This window comes from Pseudomonas rossensis (genome assembly GCF_039888995.1).
GTDB lineage: Bacteria > Pseudomonadota > Gammaproteobacteria > Pseudomonadales > Pseudomonadaceae > Aquipseudomonas > Aquipseudomonas rossensis.
Genome location: NZ_JBBWCB010000003.1, coordinates 90,627 through 106,739, shown reverse-complemented (window position 1 = coordinate 106,739; position 16,113 = coordinate 90,627). Strand labels below are relative to the sequence as shown.

Below are 16,113 nucleotides of genomic sequence, written 5' to 3'. Positions count from 1 at the left end.
ACGACACCGATGTTCTATCTCCTGCTGGCACTCTTCGGCTGCATGACCGGCATCACCGCGGTACTGTTCGGTTTCGGCGGCGGCTTTGTCGTCGTGCCATTGCTTTACCGCATGCTCATGGCCAACCACGGCACAGGCGACCCCGTCAGCCAATCGGCAATGCACATTGCTGTGGCAACCTCGACCTGCGTCATGATCGTCAACGCAACGATTGCCACCGGAAAACACCGCCGCGCCGGTCATCTCATTCGTCATTACCTGTGGCCGTTGGGCGGGTTTATCGGCGTAGGCGCGGTAGTCGGCGCCATAGCGGCGATGTGGGCAAGTGGCGAGGTGATTCGCTATGCCTTCATCGCGTACCTGGGCGTGACCATCGCCGATTGCGTGTTGCGACGCGGCTTTCTTACAGCGTCCGACACCGCCATCCCACGGCGATTGGGAAGGGCAGAAGTGTCTGGCGGCGGCGTAGGAATCGGCACCATCGCCACGCTTCTCGGCGTAGGCGGCAGCGTCATGACCGTGCCGTTGTTGCGGCGTTGTGGATTGAGCATGTCCCAGGCGACGTCCATGGCCAATCCGCTCAGTTTGCCCGTGGCGCTGGCTGGGACGCTGACTTACATGGCCGTGGCCGGTTTCACCGAGTTTGATCTTGGGCCGTGGTTTGTCGGCTATGTGGATGTGATGGCGTTTGCGGTTTTGACGGTTGGGTCGCTGGTGGGGATTCGGTTGGCCACGCCGTGGATTGGGCGGATACCGGATCGGGTGCATGCGCGGGTATATGTGGGTTTGCTAGTTTTGGTGATGCTGAGCATGTACGCCACGTAGGGTTGGAATCGTTCGCTTTATTCGCAAGAATACGTCTTCGCATTGTTCAAGATTTCACTCGGGAGAATGTCATGTCGATCCTCGAAAGCGACTGGAAGAAATTCAAGGAACTGCGCAAGATTGCGCTCGATCGATTTTGCCAAGGCGTTCTTGCCGATGCAAAAGCCATTACTCTGCACGGGGCGCTGTCTGCTCACGCTCGATATGGAATGCTCTATGGCTTGATCCATGATCGGAACAAGGACATGGCCCGAGCCTTTGACCATCACAGCCAATCCCGCTCCAGTGCTCTCACCGCTTTAAGGTTGTTTGTCATGCATGACTTGCTGACCGACGCAGAGTTATCAGTGCTCAGTGAAGATGCGCTGGACTACATCTCAGATGTCGTTCGCCAGCCCTATGAGCTTGAATGGGTCGAAGAGATCGTGCGACAGGACTGAAAACGGTTATCACCAGCCCTTTTATAAGAGAACGATGGATGTGGATCTTCAATTGCACCGAAGCGGCAAGTATCTTCTTCAGCCGCGTGCATAAGGGTAAAAAAATCAGCCCGGTGGACAAACCGCCATCGTCCGTCATTGAAGATGATGTGCCTGATGAGTCAGCCGAACAGTGGCTGGTTCACGCCGTCACTGTTCAACGCAAGCATGTGTTGTACGTCATTCACGTGAAAACTCGTTATTGCATGATTTTTGCGGACGCGAAAAAAGCGGACATCGAAGGTTTCGTTCAACGTTTTTCCGAGCGTTGGATAAATGGCGTGATTCAGCATGCGGGGCAACACGACATACTTCGTTGGTTCAACGACGAACTGATAGCGGAGCGATTCCAAGAGAGTTGTCGCGAGTACGTGTTTTACAAACGCGGACATCGCGGTGCGCAGAAACACATCAATGACATCGCCTGGGTGTTTGAGGGATGTGCTGCCGAACGAGGTTCTTTACCCCCTGACGAGTTCTCGGCAGGCCGCTTCGATACCGACATGAACAACTACCCGAGAGGCGGTATAGAACACAAGGATTACTTCTACCCGGATGAGGAAATGATCGTTCACTGGTTAAGCCGTTACGGCGGCCTTGATGAGCTTGGCATTCAAGCAGCCCGTGAGCGGCACAAGGAAGCGAAACGGGAGATTCGGGAGGTCGTAAGGCAGCTTAATCTCGAAGCGCAATGAGCCGTCGCAATAATGCCGTGACCCGGCCCTTTAACCTTTGAGCCCCGGCGCTTCACGAACAATAAAGTGATCCAGGTTCTCAATATTCGCACTGAACACCCCGAACGTCTGCTCGGGGTTTTTCTTGCTCGGCACCTGCTTCAACTCCGGCGTCACGCCATAAAAGAAGCAATACAACTCTTTCCCACTCTCACTGGCGTGCTTGATCTCTTCCAGAAACGCTTTGCGCTTGCGGTAGTTGTCGATCAGCTTTTTGCTCAAGTAAACGTTGACTGAATAAGGCTTCTTCTTCGCCTCGTCCGCTTGCTTGAACCAGACCTTTTGTTCGAAGTCGATGCGAAAGCTCTGCGTATAATCTTTGATCTCCTTGATCTTGCCCCAGTAAATCAGCCCCTTGTTGTCCTGCAGATACTCGATCTTCTTGAAGAACGACCCATAAGGCGCCGTGTGCTCGCCAATCTTCAGCGGCATGCGCTTGAGCAACTCTTTGTCCTCGAAGTTCGACACAAAACACTCCACCGGGTGGGCGAAGACGCTGGTCTTGTCCGGCGCTGTTTCATGGCTCGGGTGTTCTGTGTTGCTAGCCGCAGTGGTTGGCTTCGGATCGTCCCGCACAACATCCGCCGCCACCGCAGCGTTCGACGGCTTACGCACATACTCGCGTCGCGTCAGCAACAACTCCGACGGGAAATGCTCCTCGCGACTGTCATCCGTTTCCGTACCGTCCGCGTCCACACCTGACGCCGACGCCTTGAGACTGACATAAGGACAATCCGCAACATGGCGGGTGCTGGGCGTGTTCTTGAAGTGTGGGGTGCGAACGTAATTCACATTCTTGGCGTTGAACGTCGTCAACACATTCGCCGCATTGAAGGCCGTCCTGCATGCGTCATTGGGACATTGGAAGTGTTCTTTGGCGGAGTCGAAATCCATCGTCTCGTCGAAATTCAAATCGCGCACGTCATAGATCGACAGCTTGTCGTCGAGGCTTAGGCAGTAGGCGAGGTCGAATTTCATGGTGGGCTCGGGTCCTTGAGGGGGGAAGGGTATTAATAGCGGGAGGCGGGGCGGGTTGCACTGACTGTTTTCAACACACCGCAAAACATGTGGCAAAAAACCAAACCTGTGAGCGAGCTTGCTCGCGATTCCCATCATCACCACAGCCATCAAGCCGACCACCAACCTGAAGCGCGGGAGCAAGCTCCCTCGCCACAGATTTCGATCAGCCAATCATTCGGCTTTCAACCGTTCGACCTTTTGATAAAGCAAAGCAGTGAACTCATCCCTATCACTCGAATGGTGACAACGTCGATGACAGTTCGGACACAGTGCCACAGCATTGCTCGGACGATCCGACCCAAGCTGCGCCAAATGCTTAACGTGATGAACCTCAAGAAACGGCCGGCCATCCTTTTCAAACGGAGCCGGTTTTCCGCAACCTTCGCACATACCCTTAGCCTCTTTCCGCACCCAAGCTCTAACCTCAGGATCGCGAACAAAGGAATTGCCCGAGCCGAGCACTTGTTGCGGTTTCAAAATCCCCTTCGGTTCGCCCTTGAGCGGTTGCTTCTCAAGTTTGGCGGCACGTCGTTCTAGCGTTGCCTCATCAGCGGTCGGAGCAAAGTCTTCCGGCGTTAAAGTGCTGGGTGCTTTCAGGGCTTCGCGAATGCTGTGCGCAACATTCGCACCGACATTCTTGGCGGGTTTGTATCCCTCAATACGATCTCGTTCGAGTTCGACCAGCACGGTAGAGATGTTCTGCATCCGAAACTCAACCGACCCTTTGGTGCGGCCCGCTAAAGCATCCTCGCGCAGGACCCGATTCTCGTGAGCTTTATTGACCTTCTGACCGCTCTGCTCGCGTGACAGCATGCTGAGATAGGCATCGACAGCAGCCTGAATCTCCTCGTCACTCCAATCGCTGTTGCTCTTTTCCGTATCCATACAATCGCCGAGGGTTGAAAACCCTCGGACGATACTGAGTGGCCATTACACCTGTCTACGAAAATTCCTACAGAAAAGAGCGACGAATCGTTCAGGCGATCCTACGATGACACTTCCGCACTAACCCACCGAATGCTTCGACGACTGAAACACCTCCACAACCTTCCGCCACCAAGGCTTAACCACCGGTACCCGCCGCCGCGTGCGATTGAGCAACAGATAAGGCATGTCCCGCAGCCGAATCCAGCCTTCATCCTGCCAATGCAACAGACTCAACGACATCTCCGGCCAATCCAACAAACTCAACATTGGCCGATCCGCATTCTTCGACTGCCCCGCGTCGCGCAAGGCTGGCACTACTTGATGAGTCAGCCACTCACGCAACAAACGATGCCCCGGCGCGTAGTGGTAGATCAGCAACGCATACACACCGGACTCGGTGATCATCAACCGCTTCTCCGGTTGGCCGTGGTACTCAATCAACAACGTTTGTCGCTGGTCCTCGTCCAGTTTGTTGACCACACGATCACTCAGATGGAAACCCATTAAACGACCCAGATCGCGGGCGCAGAACCATGGCTGGTTTTCTAGTAGGAGGGCATGGAGGGCAAGGTTGTGGCGAGTGAAGACTGTTACAGAGAAGGGATCAGTCATGACTGATCTCCAGAGTGGCGAAAGTGCGGGGTAGATCGTGTTCAGGCATATCCATTACCTCTACGTGTAGATTTAGGAGGGCCTGAACCCAACGTAGAGTGGACTTAAAAAATCCCAACGAGCAAAGCCTTCGCACAACCGAACGACAAATCACCAAAGGGTGAATTGCGTGTCTGTGTGATTGACCAAGCTTCTACGTTGGGCGTTTCTTAGGCACCTGCAATGGAGCTTAGAGGTGCTTTGAAAGGGCATCAATGCGGACGGAGCTGTAAGTGCTGTAGGAGTTTTAGCGTCGTAGCGTAGGGGTGGAAAAAAGCATCTTCATTCCCCAATAAAAAAGCCCCGATCAGATCGGGGCTTTTGCTTTTTCGATTCTTCGATTCAGATTGCAATCGTCAAATCACGGCGAGCTCGGGAATCAATCCCAGCTCAACGCCCCACCAGTCTGATACTCAATAACCCGAGTCTCAAAGAAGTTCTTTTCTTTCTTCAAGTCCATAATTTCGCTCATCCAAGGGAACGGGTTAGTCGTCCCTGGATACTCTTCCTTCAAACCGATCTGCGACAGGCGACGGTTAGCGATGAACTTGAGGTAATCCTCCATCATCGCCGCGTTCATGCCCAACACGCCGCGAGGCATGGTGTCACGCGCGTATTCGATCTCCAGCTGAGTGCCCTGCAGAATCATCTGCGAAGCTTCTTCCTTCATTTCGGCATCCCACAAGTGCGGGTTTTCGATTTTGATCTGGTTGATCACGTCGATGCCGAAGTTCAGGTGCATGGATTCGTCGCGCAGGATGTATTGGAACTGCTCGGCGACGCCGGTCATTTTGTTGCGGCGGCCCATGGAGAGGATCTGGGTGAAGCCGCAGTAGAAGAAGATGCCTTCCAGAACGCAGTAGTAGGCGATCAGGTTGCGCAGCAACTCTTTGTCGGTGTCGACGGTGCCGGTTTCGAACTTCGGATCGGAGATCGAACGGGTGTATTTGAGGCCCCAGGTGGCTTTTTTCGCGACCGATGGGATCTCGTGGTACATGTTGAAGATCTCGCCTTCATCCATGGCCAGCGATTCGATGCAGTACTGGTAGGCGTGGGTGTGGATCGCCTCTTCGAACGCCTGGCGCAGGATGTACTGGCGGCATTCCGGGTTGGTGATCAGGCGGTACACGGCCAGCACCAGGTTGTTGGCAACCAGGGAGTCGGCGGTGGAGAAGAAGCCGAGGTTGCGCATGACGATGCGGCGCTCGTCGTCGGTCAGGCCTTCCGGGTCTTTCCAGAGGGCGATGTCGGCGGTCATGTTGACTTCTTGCGGCATCCAGTGGTTTGCGCAGCCATCCAGGTACTTCTGCCAGGCCCAGTCGTACTTGAATGGTACGAGCTGGTTGAGGTCGGCGCGGCAGTTGATCATGCGCTTTTCGTCGACAGCCACACGGGCGGAGGCGCCTTCGAGTTCGGCGAGGCCTTCGGCGATGTCGAGGTTGTCCAGGGCAGCTTTTGCACGGGCGATTGCGGCGGAGTCGGACGCGGTTACAGCGCGGGCTTCTTGAGCCGCGACGCCACCAGCGGTGTCGAGGCGGTCCATGTTGGCTTCAGTTGCGTGCCCAGCGTTGGCGCCTTTTACAACGGTTTCGCCGCTGTCTTCTTTGTCGAATTCGTCCCAGCTCAGCATGACGTGTCGTCTCCTGCGTGAGGGCCAGATGCCCGTGTGAAAACTGATAGGTTGGTTTTTCACACGGCCGTACTGGCCGCGGTGGATAGCGTTTTTTGCAGCGGTACACGCAGGCAAATAAACATAATTTTGTACGGGGTTCCGAGAGCCTCTGACGGGCGCAGAAATCGGTGAAGACTTCGGCGTGGGCTTCAGACTGGCTGTTATCCCTGTAAGGGAATATTGCAGGCCCGTTTAAGGCGGCATTATAAGGAAATTTTGGCGGCCGTGGTGGGGCGAATCCGCGCATGGAGCGGTCGAGAAGGCAGGTTTTTCGGTCAGAGCGAGGGTTTACAGGGCTTTGGCTGGATGTCGCGGGTGCAGATTTTTTTTCATAAATTTTGGCGGGCAATTTTTTTGTTCAAAAAACAGCCAGAAAATCGCCTTTTTCACTACATGTTGTGTTTTGAGTCGGTTTTCGATGGCTCCAGACACAACTAAGCCCGGCCGAAGCCGGGCTGTAAAGTCACGCTCGATGATCAGCTGAGGCGAGCTGCACCAACGTGGTCCGCACCATCGGCAGCCACTTTGGCAGCACCGGTGTGATCAAAACCGTCAGAAGCGAGTTTGGCAGCGCCCGTGTGGTCGGAGCCATCGGAGGCGAAAGACGCCGAACCGGTATGGTCGTAACCATCAGAAGCGACAGCCGCTTGCGTGCTGTAAGCAGCCGAGCCAGTGCGGTCGTAGCCGTCAGCGGCGAAGGTGTTAGCGGCCAGGACAGAGAGGGTCAGGGCGAGGATCAGTTTGGTTTTCATGGTAGTGGCTCCAGGTTCGTTGGCGTTTTGTGCCTTGGGTGTGGAATTCATACTACGCCAGCTAATTTGATTAAAAAGCGCAAATAAACGCTTAAATAAATCGTATAACTCGATATGTAAGGTTCGGCGCTTCATCTGCCCTAAATAGCGGGCGAGTGGGTCGAATCTTGGGAGGGTGAGAGCGGGTGATTAGCCGTTAGAGCAGCCGTTACCCATAACGCTGTAACGAAGAATGTGGCGTTGGCCTTTGGAGTCGTCGTATTCCATTTTCGCCGGAACAACTTCGCAAACGTTCGGGATTTCGCTCATGGAGATAACTTTGGCGATGTCCAGGTGGGTGGAGTAAGTGTATTCCTCGATGGCGGGTTGCTGCTGCGCGACATCAGTCGGGACCTCGTCTGCCATGGCGGTTGCGCACAGGCTGCTGAGGGCCAGAACTAATAAAGCTTTCATTTCAAATTTACCTTTTAGAGGTCGAATGGGGGCACGCAACCTTTTTGGGGTTGCGTGTAGAACTTAAGTACTAGGTTTTGGATTAACTGCCTTCGTGGGGGCTGCAACTTGGTTAATCACGTTGCCTGGTTGGCGAGGCTGATTTTAGGCGTGGGGTTTACATTCATATAGGCGTGCTTTTGATAAACACCTTTGGCGAATTTCGTAACAATCCCTGTAGGAGCTGCCGCAGTCTGCGATCTTTTGATCTTGGCGGTCCTCGAAGATCAAAAGATCGTCCGAACGCGGCCCGAACCTTCGGCAGCTCCTACATTGGCCGTTGGCGGCCGGAATAGAGCGTTTGCACAAAACCTGTGGGAATAGTCACGACATTTAGTAGGGGCTTGTTACTACCATCGTCGAATGGTTCTATAGGCCCGGCCCGGCTACAACTGGGTCATACAAAAACAACTATTCCACCGAGGTAACAAAGATGAGTGCGGCTTCTCTGTATCCCGTTCGTCCCGAGGTTGCGGCCAATACGCTGACTGATGAGGCGACCTACAAGGCCATGTACCAGCAGTCCGTCGTTAACCCGGACGGCTTCTGGCGCGAGCAAGCCAAGCGCCTCGACTGGATCAAGACTTTCACCACGGTGAAACAGACTTCCTTCGACGATCACCATGTCGACATCAAATGGTTCGCCGACGGCACCCTGAACGTTTCCTACAACTGCCTCGACCGTCATCTGGCCGAGCGCGGTGATCAAGTCGCGATTATTTGGGAAGGGGATGACCCTGCCGAAAGCCGCAACATCACCTACCGCGAGCTGCACGAACAAGTCTGCAAGTTCGCCAACGCCCTGCGCGGCCAGGATGTGCACCGCGGCGACGTGGTGACTATCTATATGCCGATGATCCCCGAAGCCGTGGTCGCTATGCTGGCGTGTACCCGGATCGGCGCGATTCACTCGGTGGTGTTCGGTGGTTTCTCGCCGGAAGCCTTGGCTGGCCGGATCATCGACTGCAAATCCAAAGTCGTGATCACGGCCGACGAAGGCATTCGTGCCGGCAAGAAGATCCCGCTCAAGTCCAACGTCGACGATGCGCTGACCAACCCGGAAACCAGCAGCATTCAGAAAGTCATCGTGTGCAAGCGCACCGGTGGCGACATCAAGTGGAACCAGCATCGCGACATCTGGTACGAAGACCTGATGAAAGTGGCAGGCACTGTGTGCGCGCCCAAAGAAATGGGTGCTGAAGAAGCGCTGTTCATCCTTTATACCTCCGGTTCGACCGGTAAGCCGAAGGGTGTACAGCACACCACCGCCGGCTATCTGTTGTACGCGGCGATGACCCACGAGCGCGTGTTCGACTACCGTCCGGGCGAAGTCTACTGGTGCACCGCCGACGTCGGTTGGGTCACTGGCCACACCTATATTGTCTATGGCCCCCTGGCCAATGGCGCGACCACCTTGCTGTTCGAAGGCGTGCCGAACTACCCGGACATCACCCGGGTGGCGAAGATCGTCGACAAGCATAAGGTCAACATTCTCTACACCGCCCCCACCGCCATCCGCGCGATGATGGCGTCGGGCAAGGCCGCCGTTGAAGGCGCTGATGGCAGCAGCCTGCGTTTGTTGGGCTCGGTCGGTGAGCCGATCAACCCGGAAGCGTGGGATTGGTACTACAAGAACGTCGGCCAATCCCGTTGCCCGATCGTCGACACTTGGTGGCAGACCGAAACCGGTGCGACCCTGATGAGCCCGTTGCCGGGTGCGCACGCGCTCAAGCCGGGTTCTGCTGCGCGACCATTCTTCGGCGTGGTGCCGGCGTTGGTCGACAACCTGGGTAACATTCTCGAAGGCGTTGCCGAGGGTAACCTGGTGATTCTCGATTCTTGGCCAGGCCAGGCGCGTACGCTGTATGGCGACCATGACCGCTTCGTCGATACCTACTTCAAGACGTTCCGTGGCATGTACTTCACCGGTGACGGTGCGCGTCGTGACGAAGACGGTTACTACTGGATTACCGGTCGCGTGGATGACGTGCTCAACGTGTCCGGCCACCGCATGGGGACCGCCGAGATTGAAAGCGCGATGGTCGCCCACCCGAAAGTCGCCGAAGCAGCCGTGGTTGGTGTGCCGCACGACATCAAAGGGCAGGGCATCTATGTCTATGTCACGTTGATCGGTGGCGAAGAGCCGAGCGAGCAGCTGCGACTTGAGCTGAAAAACTGGGTCCGTAAAGAGATCGGTCCGATTGCTTCGCCGGATGTCATCCAGTGGGCGCCGGGCCTGCCGAAAACCCGTTCGGGCAAAATCATGCGCCGCATCCTGCGCAAGATTGCTACGGCCGAATACGATGGGTTGGGGGATATCTCTACCCTGGCGGATCCGGGTGTGGTGCAGCATTTGATTGATGAACACAAGATCATGAACGTCGCTTAACCCGTCGTTCCTGAGTCATGGAAGCCCCGCCCGGCATTGCGCCTGGCGGGGCTTTTTATGGCCTGATGTTTTTGTGGTGGTTGTTCGGGCCTCATCGCGAGCAAGCTCGCTCCCACAGTGGATCTCCGGTGGCCAAAGATTGTGTGTCAGACGCAGATCCCCTGTGGGAGCGAGCTTGCTCGCGATAGCGATCTGTCAGACACGACATCAACAACGTCGAATAATTATCGGCTTAGCCTATAGGCCATTTCCCACTGTTACCCGCCTTCAGGAAAGTGACTGAATGTGTAACCGCTCGCTCCGATACGGGGCATTGGGAAACGCAAAGTCCCATCATCGGGCCTCCTCAGCCCCTGCAAAAAATAAGACACAACGCTGCGCTTGCCGGATTAGAAGGGTTTGCCAATAATAGGCCCGCAATTTGCAACATTGATCGGTTCACTGTCTTTTGCTCTTGCATGAATTTGCAAGGCTGTCAACGCGCTCAAGCGGCTTTCTCGGTGCTTCTGTAATTAGTTGTCGCATTGAAGAAATATCGGCTTCGGGCCTGTCGTTAGAATGCCGATCACTCGCTCGTTGTTGCTCGCGTTGAAAAAAGCGCGCGATTCCTGCAACGCAGCACCGCTTTGCGGTTCCACTCATTCGCATATTGGGCTGTCGCTCACTCTGCCGTTTTAGCCCTTTACCGATGGAGTCCCAAGATGAAGAAACTCGTGCTGCTTGGCGCCCTGGCACTGTCCGTGCTGTCCCTGCCGACTTTCGCCGATGAAAAGCCTCTGAAAATTGGTATCGAAGCGGCTTACCCTCCGTTCGCTTCCAAAGCGCCGGACGGCAGCATCGTTGGTTTCGACTACGACATCGGCAACGCTCTGTGCGAAGAGATGAAGGTCAAGTGCGTATGGGTCGAGCAAGAGTTCGACGGTCTGATCCCAGCACTCAAAGTGCGCAAGATCGACGCGATCCTGTCGTCCATGTCGATCACTGAAGACCGCAAGAAGTCCGTGGACTTCACCAACAAGTACTACAACACCCCGGCTCGCCTGGTCATGAAGGCCGGCACTCCAGTCAGCGACAGCCTGGCTGAGCTCAAGGGCAAGAACATCGGCGTGCAACGTGGTTCGATCCACGAGCGTTTCGCCCGCGAAGTCCTGGCCCCGCTGGGTGCCGAGATCAAGCCTTACGGTTCGCAGAACGAAATTTACCTCGACGTCGCTGCTGGCCGCCTCGACGGCACCGTGGCAGACGCTACGCTGCTGGATGACGGTTTCCTGAAAACCGACGCCGGCAAAGGTTTCGCCTTCGTTGGTCCGGCCTTCACCGACGTCAAATACTTCGGCGACGGCGTAGGTATTGCGGTTCGCAAGGGTGACGCGCTGAAAGACAAGATCAACACCGCGATCACCGCCATTCGCGAGAACGGCAAGTACAAGCAAATCCAGGACAAGTACTTCGCCTTCGATATCTACGGCAAGTAACACGTCCCGGCGACAAGTCCGAAATGGCGCAAGCAACAGGATCTCTGAGGTTTGCGCCATTTTTTCATCCCCCTTTTCGAGGACCTGAATCATGTTGAAAGGCTACGGGGCTGTCATCCTCGATGGCGCATGGCTGACGCTTCAGCTCGCCTTGTCGTCCATGGTCTTGGCCGTTGTTCTGGGTCTGATCGGCGTTGCGCTGCGTCTGTCCCCGATTCGCTGGCTGGCCTGGCTGGGCGACCTGTATTCCACGGTGATCCGCGGTATTCCCGACCTGGTGCTGATCCTGCTGATTTTTTACGGTGGTCAGGACCTGCTCAACCGCGTCGCGCCGATGCTCGGTTTTGACGACTACATCGACCTGAACCCGTTGGCCGCCGGTATCGGCACCCTGGGCTTCATCTTCGGTGCGTACCTGTCGGAAACCTTCCGTGGTGCCTTCATGGCGATCCCCAAAGGTCAGGCAGAAGCGGGCATGGCGTACGGCATGAGCAGTTTTCAGGTGTTCTTCCGGGTGTTGGTGCCACAGATGATTCGCCTGGCGATTCCGGGTTTCACCAACAACTGGCTGGTCCTGACCAAGGCCACCGCGCTGATTTCGGTGGTGGGGCTGCAAGACATGATGTTCAAGGCCAAGCAGGCGGCAGATGCCACCCGCGAGCCTTTCACCTTCTTCCTCGCAGTGGCGGCAATGTACCTGGTGATCACCAGCGTCTCGTTGCTGGCATTGCGTCACCTTGAGAAGCGCTACTCGGTAGGCGTAAGGGCGGCTGATCTATGATCTTCGACTACAACGTCATTTGGGAGGCCCTGCCGCTGTACTTCGGCGGCCTGGTGACCACCCTCAAATTGCTCGCGCTGTCGCTGTTTTTCGGTCTGTTGGCGGCGTTGCCGCTGGGGCTGATGCGGGTCTCGAAGAATGCTGTCGTGAACATGAGTGCCTGGCTTTTCACCTACGTGATCCGCGGCACGCCGATGCTGGTGCAGCTGTTTTTGATCTACTACGGTCTGGCGCAGTTCGAAGCGGTGCGTGAAAGCATCTTTTGGCCTTGGCTGTCGAGCGCGACGTTCTGCGCTTGCCTGGCGTTTGCCATCAACACCAGCGCCTACACCGCCGAAATCATCGCCGGTAGCCTGCGGGCGACGCCGAACGGTGAGATCGAAGCGGCCAAGGCGATGGGCATGTCGCGCTACAAGATGTACAAGCGCATCCTGCTGCCGTCGGCCTTGCGCCGGGCACTGCCGCAGTACAGCAACGAAGTGATCATGATGCTGCAGACCACTAGTCTGGCGTCCATCGTGACCCTGATCGACATCACCGGTGCCGCGCGCACGGTCAACGCTCAGTTCTACCTGCCGTTTGAAGCCTACATCACCGCCGGCGTGTTCTACCTGTGTCTGACCTTCATTCTGGTGCGGATGTTCAAACTGGCCGAGCGCCGCTGGCTGGGCTATCTGGCCCCGCGGAAGCACTGATATGGAACGCATTGATCATTCATTGCCGTGGAGCCATTTGGGCAGCGAACGCCAGATTTCGGTGTTCTGTTTCGGCAATAGGGAGCGCAGTGGCGGGCGCAAGGCCTACATCCAGGCCAGCCTGCACGCCGATGAATTGCCGGGCATGCGTACGGCTTGGGAGCTGAAAAAGCGCCTGACCGAACTCGAAGCCCAAGGCTTGCTCAACGGTGTGATCGAACTGGTGCCGGTGGCCAATCCACTGGGCCTCGGCCAACTGCTTCAGGGCAGTCATCAAGGGCGTTTCGAGGCGGGCAGCGGCAAGAACTTCAACCGGGATTTCGTCGAGCTCAGCGCGCCAGTGGCCGCCGAGCTGGAAGGGCACCTGGGTGATGATCCGCACGCCAATATTCAGCTGATCCGTCAGGCCATGAGCGATGTGCTCGCCGCATTGCCGCCCGCCGCCAGTCAGTTGCAAGGCATGCAGCGCATTTTGCTCAGCCATGCCTGCACCGCTGACGTGGTGCTGGATCTGCATTGCGATGCCGAAGCGGCGCTGCACATGTACGCCTTGCCGCAACACTGGCCGCAATGGCGTTCGTTGGCCGCGCACCTGAACGTAAAGGTGGGGCTGCTGGCGGAAGATTCTGGCGGCAGTTCGTTTGACGAAGCTTGCTCGCTGCCGTGGTTGCGTCTGTCGCGTCTGTTTCCTGATGCGCAGATTCCCTTGGCCTGCCTGGCGACTACCATTGAATTAGGTGGTCAGGCCGATACCGGTCGCCCAGAGGCGATGGCTTACGCCGAAGGCATTCTGGCGTTCCTCGCCGAGCAAGGCTTGATCAGCGGCGAGTGGCCAAAACCTGCGCAAGATGCTTGCGAAGGCATGCCGTTCGAAGGCACCGAATTACTATTTGCGCCACACCCTGGCGTGATCAGTTTCTTGCGTAAACCCGGTGAATGGATTGAAGCCGGCGATGAGATTTTCGAAGTGATCGATCCGTTATCGGATCGGGTCAGCACGGTGTGTGCTGGTACGTCCGGGGTGCTGTTTGCCATTGAACGGCTGCGTTATGCCCAACCCGGTTTCTGGCTGGCCAAGGTGGCGGGGCGCGAAGCGCTGCGTCACGGGCGCTTGCTCAACGACTGACTGACTGTTTTTGTGAGAACCGACCGCATGTACAAACTTGAAGTCCAAGACCTGCATAAACGCTATGGCAGTCACGAAGTGCTCAAGGGCGTGTCCCTGAAAGCGGCGGCTGGCGATGTGATCAGCATCATCGGCTCCAGTGGCTCCGGCAAAAGTACTTTCCTGCGTTGCATCAACCTGCTGGAGCAGCCGCACGCGGGCAAGATTCTGCTCAACAACGAAGAGCTGAAACTGGTGGCCAACAAGGACGGCGCGCTGAAGGCCGCCGACCCGAAACAGCTGCAACGGATGCGTTCGCGCCTGTCGATGGTGTTCCAGCATTTCAACCTGTGGTCGCACATGACCGCGCTGGAAAACATCATGGAAGCGCCGGTCCACGTGCTCGGCATGTCCAAGGCCGAAGCCCGCGAGAAGGCCGAGCACTACCTGAACAAGGTCGGTGTGGCGCATCGTAAAGATGCTTACCCGGGCCACATGTCCGGCGGCGAGCAGCAGCGTGTGGCGATTGCCCGTGCGCTGGCGATGGAACCTGAGGTGATGCTGTTCGACGAACCGACGTCGGCGCTCGACCCGGAACTGGTTGGCGACGTGCTGAAAGTCATGCAGGCCCTGGCGCTGGAAGGCCGGACCATGGTGGTGGTGACGCACGAAATGGGCTTCGCCCGTGAAGTGTCGAACCAGTTGGTGTTCCTGCACAAAGGTGTCGTCGAAGAAAGCGGCAACCCGCGTGAGGTGCTGGTCAATCCACAGTCCGAACGTCTGCAACAATTCCTCTCGGGTAGCCTCAAGTAAACCGATCTCCCGTTGCGCACCGGGATAGTGCATGCTTCGCAATCTAGAGGCTGGCCCCGATCCCTTGTGGGAGCTGGTTTGCCAACCCCTGTAGGAGCTGTCGAGTGAAACGAGGCTGCGATCTTTTGATCTTTTAAAAAGCCAGGATCAAAAGATCGCAGCCTCGTTTCACTCGACAGCTCCTACAGGGGGGGGGGCGACAAGCCCGCTCCCACATTTGATCTCTGCCGGTTTCGAGATATGCGTTCATTTACGGGCTAGCATTGGCCCATGCCTTCATCACTGTTTTCGTTTCGGATTGCCCGCCATGACTGCCCATCGAATTGGTTTCCTGATTTGGCCCAGCACTAAAGCACTGACGCTTTCGCTGGCTGAGGAGGCCTTGCGTGTTGCCCAGCGTGTGCATCCGGATGTTGTCTACGAACTGTCGTTTTTGCAGGCCGAACCGCCGACCGAAGGCGCCTGGCAATTGCCGGGTGAGCCGTGGGCCGGCAAGCTCGAAAACTTCCAGAAATTGTTTCTGCTCGCCGATGAGCCGCCGACCACACTCGCGCCGGCACTCAGCAGTGCGCTGAAACAACTGGTGCGTGCTGGCTGCGTGATCGGTGGTTTGTCGGCCGGTGTTTACCCGTTAGCCCAACTGGGTTTGCTCGACGGTTACCGCGCTGCCGTGCATTGGCGCTGGCAGGACGATTTCACCGAGCGTTTCCCTAAAGTCATCGCCACCAGCCATCTGTTCGACTGGGATCGCGATCGTCTGACTGCGTGCGGCGGCCTGTCGGTACTCGACTTGCTGTTGGCCGTGCTGGCTCGTGATCATGGCGCGGAACTGGCCGGTGCGGTCTCCGAAGAATTGGTGGTCGAGCGCATCCGCGAAGGCGGCGAGCGCCAGCGCATTCCGCTGCAGAATCGTCTCGGTTCCAGCCATCCAAAGCTGACGCAGGCCGTGTTGCTGATGGAAGCCAACATCGCAGAGCCGCTGACCACTGACGAAATCGCCCAGCATGTGTGCGTATCCCGTCGGCAGCTGGAGCGGATCTTCAAGCAATACCTCAACCGCGTGCCGAGCCAGTACTACCTGGAACTGCGCCTGAACAAGGCCCGGCAAATGTTGATGCAAACCAGCAAGTCGATCATCCAGATCGGCCTGTCGTGTGGCTTCTCCTCGGGGCCGCATTTCTCCAGCGCCTACCGCAACTTCTTCGGTGCCACACCGCGGGAAGATCGCAACCAGCGGCGCAGCAGCAGCCCGTTCGAATTGTCGTCGGTGCCCTCGGAGCGTGGGTGACAGAGCAATCACGTC

16 protein-coding genes are annotated in these 16,113 nt (G+C 56.7%); 10 read left to right on the top strand and 6 right to left on the bottom strand.

Features of this window, described 5'->3' with window-relative positions:
- Positions 1-9 precede the first annotated feature (9 nt).
- From WLY71_RS02035 to WLY71_RS02025, 3 genes are all read left to right on the top strand, one after another.
- Entirely contained in the window at positions 10-825 is an 816-nt protein-coding gene (locus WLY71_RS02035; RefSeq protein ID WP_347802298.1) for a sulfite exporter TauE/SafE family protein, read from the top strand.
- Between the two features lie 71 nt (positions 826-896).
- Positions 897-1,265 carry a hypothetical protein gene (locus WLY71_RS02030; protein WP_347802297.1) on the top strand — a complete coding sequence of 123 codons (369 nt, stop codon included), beginning with the start codon at positions 897-899 and terminating at the stop codon, positions 1,263-1,265.
- A gap of 38 nt (positions 1,266-1,303) precedes the next feature.
- Positions 1,304-1,999 carry a DUF6933 domain-containing protein gene (locus WLY71_RS02025; protein ID WP_347802296.1) on the top strand — a complete coding sequence of 232 codons (696 nt, stop codon included), beginning with the start codon at positions 1,304-1,306 and terminating at the stop codon, positions 1,997-1,999.
- Between the two features lie 30 nt (positions 2,000-2,029).
- Here WLY71_RS02025 and WLY71_RS02020 read toward each other — a convergent pair whose 3' ends face one another.
- The 6 genes from WLY71_RS02020 to WLY71_RS01995 all read right to left on the bottom strand — a co-directional run bounded on the left by WLY71_RS02020 (position 2,030) and on the right by WLY71_RS01995 (position 7,513).
- A complete protein-coding gene (locus WLY71_RS02020) occupies positions 2,030-3,016 on the bottom strand; it encodes a hypothetical protein (RefSeq protein WP_347802324.1) in 987 nt (328 codons plus the stop codon).
- 213 nt (positions 3,017-3,229) lie between these two features.
- A complete protein-coding gene (locus WLY71_RS02015; RefSeq protein WP_347802295.1) occupies positions 3,230-3,943 on the bottom strand; it encodes an HNH endonuclease in 714 nt (237 codons plus the stop codon).
- A 120-nt stretch (positions 3,944-4,063) separates the two neighbouring features.
- Positions 4,064-4,597: a BRO-N domain-containing protein gene (locus WLY71_RS02010; RefSeq protein ID WP_347802294.1), complete on the bottom strand. Its 534-nt coding sequence runs from the start codon at positions 4,595-4,597 to the stop codon at positions 4,064-4,066.
- Positions 4,598-5,015: 418 nt separating this feature from the next.
- On the bottom strand, positions 5,016-6,266 hold the full coding sequence (locus WLY71_RS02005) for a ribonucleotide-diphosphate reductase subunit beta (RefSeq protein ID WP_150657174.1): 1,251 nt from the start codon (positions 6,264-6,266) through the stop codon (positions 5,016-5,018).
- Positions 6,267-6,784: 518 nt separating this feature from the next.
- Complete coding sequence (locus tag WLY71_RS02000; protein WP_282482685.1) at positions 6,785-7,060, bottom strand: hypothetical protein; 276 nt, start codon at positions 7,058-7,060, stop codon at positions 6,785-6,787.
- A 189-nt stretch (positions 7,061-7,249) separates the two neighbouring features.
- The gene (locus WLY71_RS01995; RefSeq protein WP_038979415.1) at positions 7,250-7,513 is read right to left on the bottom strand and encodes a DUF2790 domain-containing protein; all 264 of its coding nucleotides are present in this window, start codon (positions 7,511-7,513) and stop codon (positions 7,250-7,252) included.
- Between the two features lie 472 nt (positions 7,514-7,985).
- On the opposite strand from WLY71_RS01995, the gene acs reads away from it, so the two are divergent.
- The 7 genes from acs to argR all read left to right on the top strand — a co-directional run bounded on the left by acs (position 7,986) and on the right by argR (position 16,098).
- On the top strand, positions 7,986-9,941 hold the full coding sequence (acs, locus tag WLY71_RS01990) for an acetate--CoA ligase (RefSeq protein ID WP_347802293.1): 1,956 nt from the start codon (positions 7,986-7,988) through the stop codon (positions 9,939-9,941).
- A 701-nt stretch (positions 9,942-10,642) separates the two neighbouring features.
- The gene (locus WLY71_RS01985) at positions 10,643-11,416 is read left to right on the top strand and encodes an ABC transporter substrate-binding protein (RefSeq protein WP_008154331.1); all 774 of its coding nucleotides are present in this window, start codon (positions 10,643-10,645) and stop codon (positions 11,414-11,416) included.
- A gap of 91 nt (positions 11,417-11,507) precedes the next feature.
- Positions 11,508-12,197: an ABC transporter permease gene (locus tag WLY71_RS01980; RefSeq protein WP_282375564.1), complete on the top strand. Its 690-nt coding sequence runs from the start codon at positions 11,508-11,510 to the stop codon at positions 12,195-12,197.
- Positions 12,194-12,892: an ABC transporter permease gene (locus WLY71_RS01975; protein WP_347802292.1), complete on the top strand. Its 699-nt coding sequence runs from the start codon at positions 12,194-12,196 to the stop codon at positions 12,890-12,892. Before WLY71_RS01980 ends, WLY71_RS01975 begins: the two co-directional genes overlap by 4 nt.
- Before the next feature lies 1 nt (position 12,893).
- Positions 12,894-14,018: a M14 family metallopeptidase gene (locus WLY71_RS01970; protein WP_347802291.1), complete on the top strand. Its 1,125-nt coding sequence runs from the start codon at positions 12,894-12,896 to the stop codon at positions 14,016-14,018.
- 27 nt (positions 14,019-14,045) lie between these two features.
- A complete protein-coding gene (locus tag WLY71_RS01965; RefSeq protein WP_008154324.1) occupies positions 14,046-14,810 on the top strand; it encodes an ABC transporter ATP-binding protein in 765 nt (254 codons plus the stop codon).
- A gap of 307 nt (positions 14,811-15,117) precedes the next feature.
- Positions 15,118-16,098, top strand: a complete 981-nt coding sequence (gene argR / locus WLY71_RS01960) for a transcriptional regulator ArgR (RefSeq protein WP_347802290.1) — start codon at positions 15,118-15,120, stop codon at positions 16,096-16,098.
- The last annotated feature ends 15 nt before the right edge of the window (positions 16,099-16,113 follow it).

Coding starts and splice junctions, on each gene's coding strand:
- WLY71_RS02035 (WP_347802298.1), top strand. CDS start 10: ATGTTCTATCTCCTGCTGGCACTCTTCGGCTGCATGACCGGCATCACC.
- WLY71_RS02030 (WP_347802297.1), top strand. CDS start 897: ATGTCGATCCTCGAAAGCGACTGGAAGAAATTCAAGGAACTGCGCAAG.
- WLY71_RS02025 (WP_347802296.1), top strand. CDS start 1,304: ATGTGGATCTTCAATTGCACCGAAGCGGCAAGTATCTTCTTCAGCCGC.
- WLY71_RS02020 (WP_347802324.1), bottom strand. CDS start 3,016: ATGAAATTCGACCTCGCCTACTGCCTAAGCCTCGACGACAAGCTGTCG.
- WLY71_RS02015 (WP_347802295.1), bottom strand. CDS start 3,943: ATGGATACGGAAAAGAGCAACAGCGATTGGAGTGACGAGGAGATTCAG.
- WLY71_RS02010 (WP_347802294.1), bottom strand. CDS start 4,597: ATGACTGATCCCTTCTCTGTAACAGTCTTCACTCGCCACAACCTTGCC.
- WLY71_RS02005 (WP_150657174.1), bottom strand. CDS start 6,266: ATGCTGAGCTGGGACGAATTCGACAAAGAAGACAGCGGCGAAACCGTT.
- WLY71_RS02000 (WP_282482685.1), bottom strand. CDS start 7,060: ATGAAAACCAAACTGATCCTCGCCCTGACCCTCTCTGTCCTGGCCGCT.
- WLY71_RS01995 (WP_038979415.1), bottom strand. CDS start 7,513: ATGAAAGCTTTATTAGTTCTGGCCCTCAGCAGCCTGTGCGCAACCGCC.
- acs (WP_347802293.1), top strand. CDS start 7,986: ATGAGTGCGGCTTCTCTGTATCCCGTTCGTCCCGAGGTTGCGGCCAAT.
- WLY71_RS01985 (WP_008154331.1), top strand. CDS start 10,643: ATGAAGAAACTCGTGCTGCTTGGCGCCCTGGCACTGTCCGTGCTGTCC.
- WLY71_RS01980 (WP_282375564.1), top strand. CDS start 11,508: ATGTTGAAAGGCTACGGGGCTGTCATCCTCGATGGCGCATGGCTGACG.
- WLY71_RS01975 (WP_347802292.1), top strand. CDS start 12,194: ATGATCTTCGACTACAACGTCATTTGGGAGGCCCTGCCGCTGTACTTC.
- WLY71_RS01970 (WP_347802291.1), top strand. CDS start 12,894: ATGGAACGCATTGATCATTCATTGCCGTGGAGCCATTTGGGCAGCGAA.
- WLY71_RS01965 (WP_008154324.1), top strand. CDS start 14,046: ATGTACAAACTTGAAGTCCAAGACCTGCATAAACGCTATGGCAGTCAC.
- argR (WP_347802290.1), top strand. CDS start 15,118: ATGACTGCCCATCGAATTGGTTTCCTGATTTGGCCCAGCACTAAAGCA.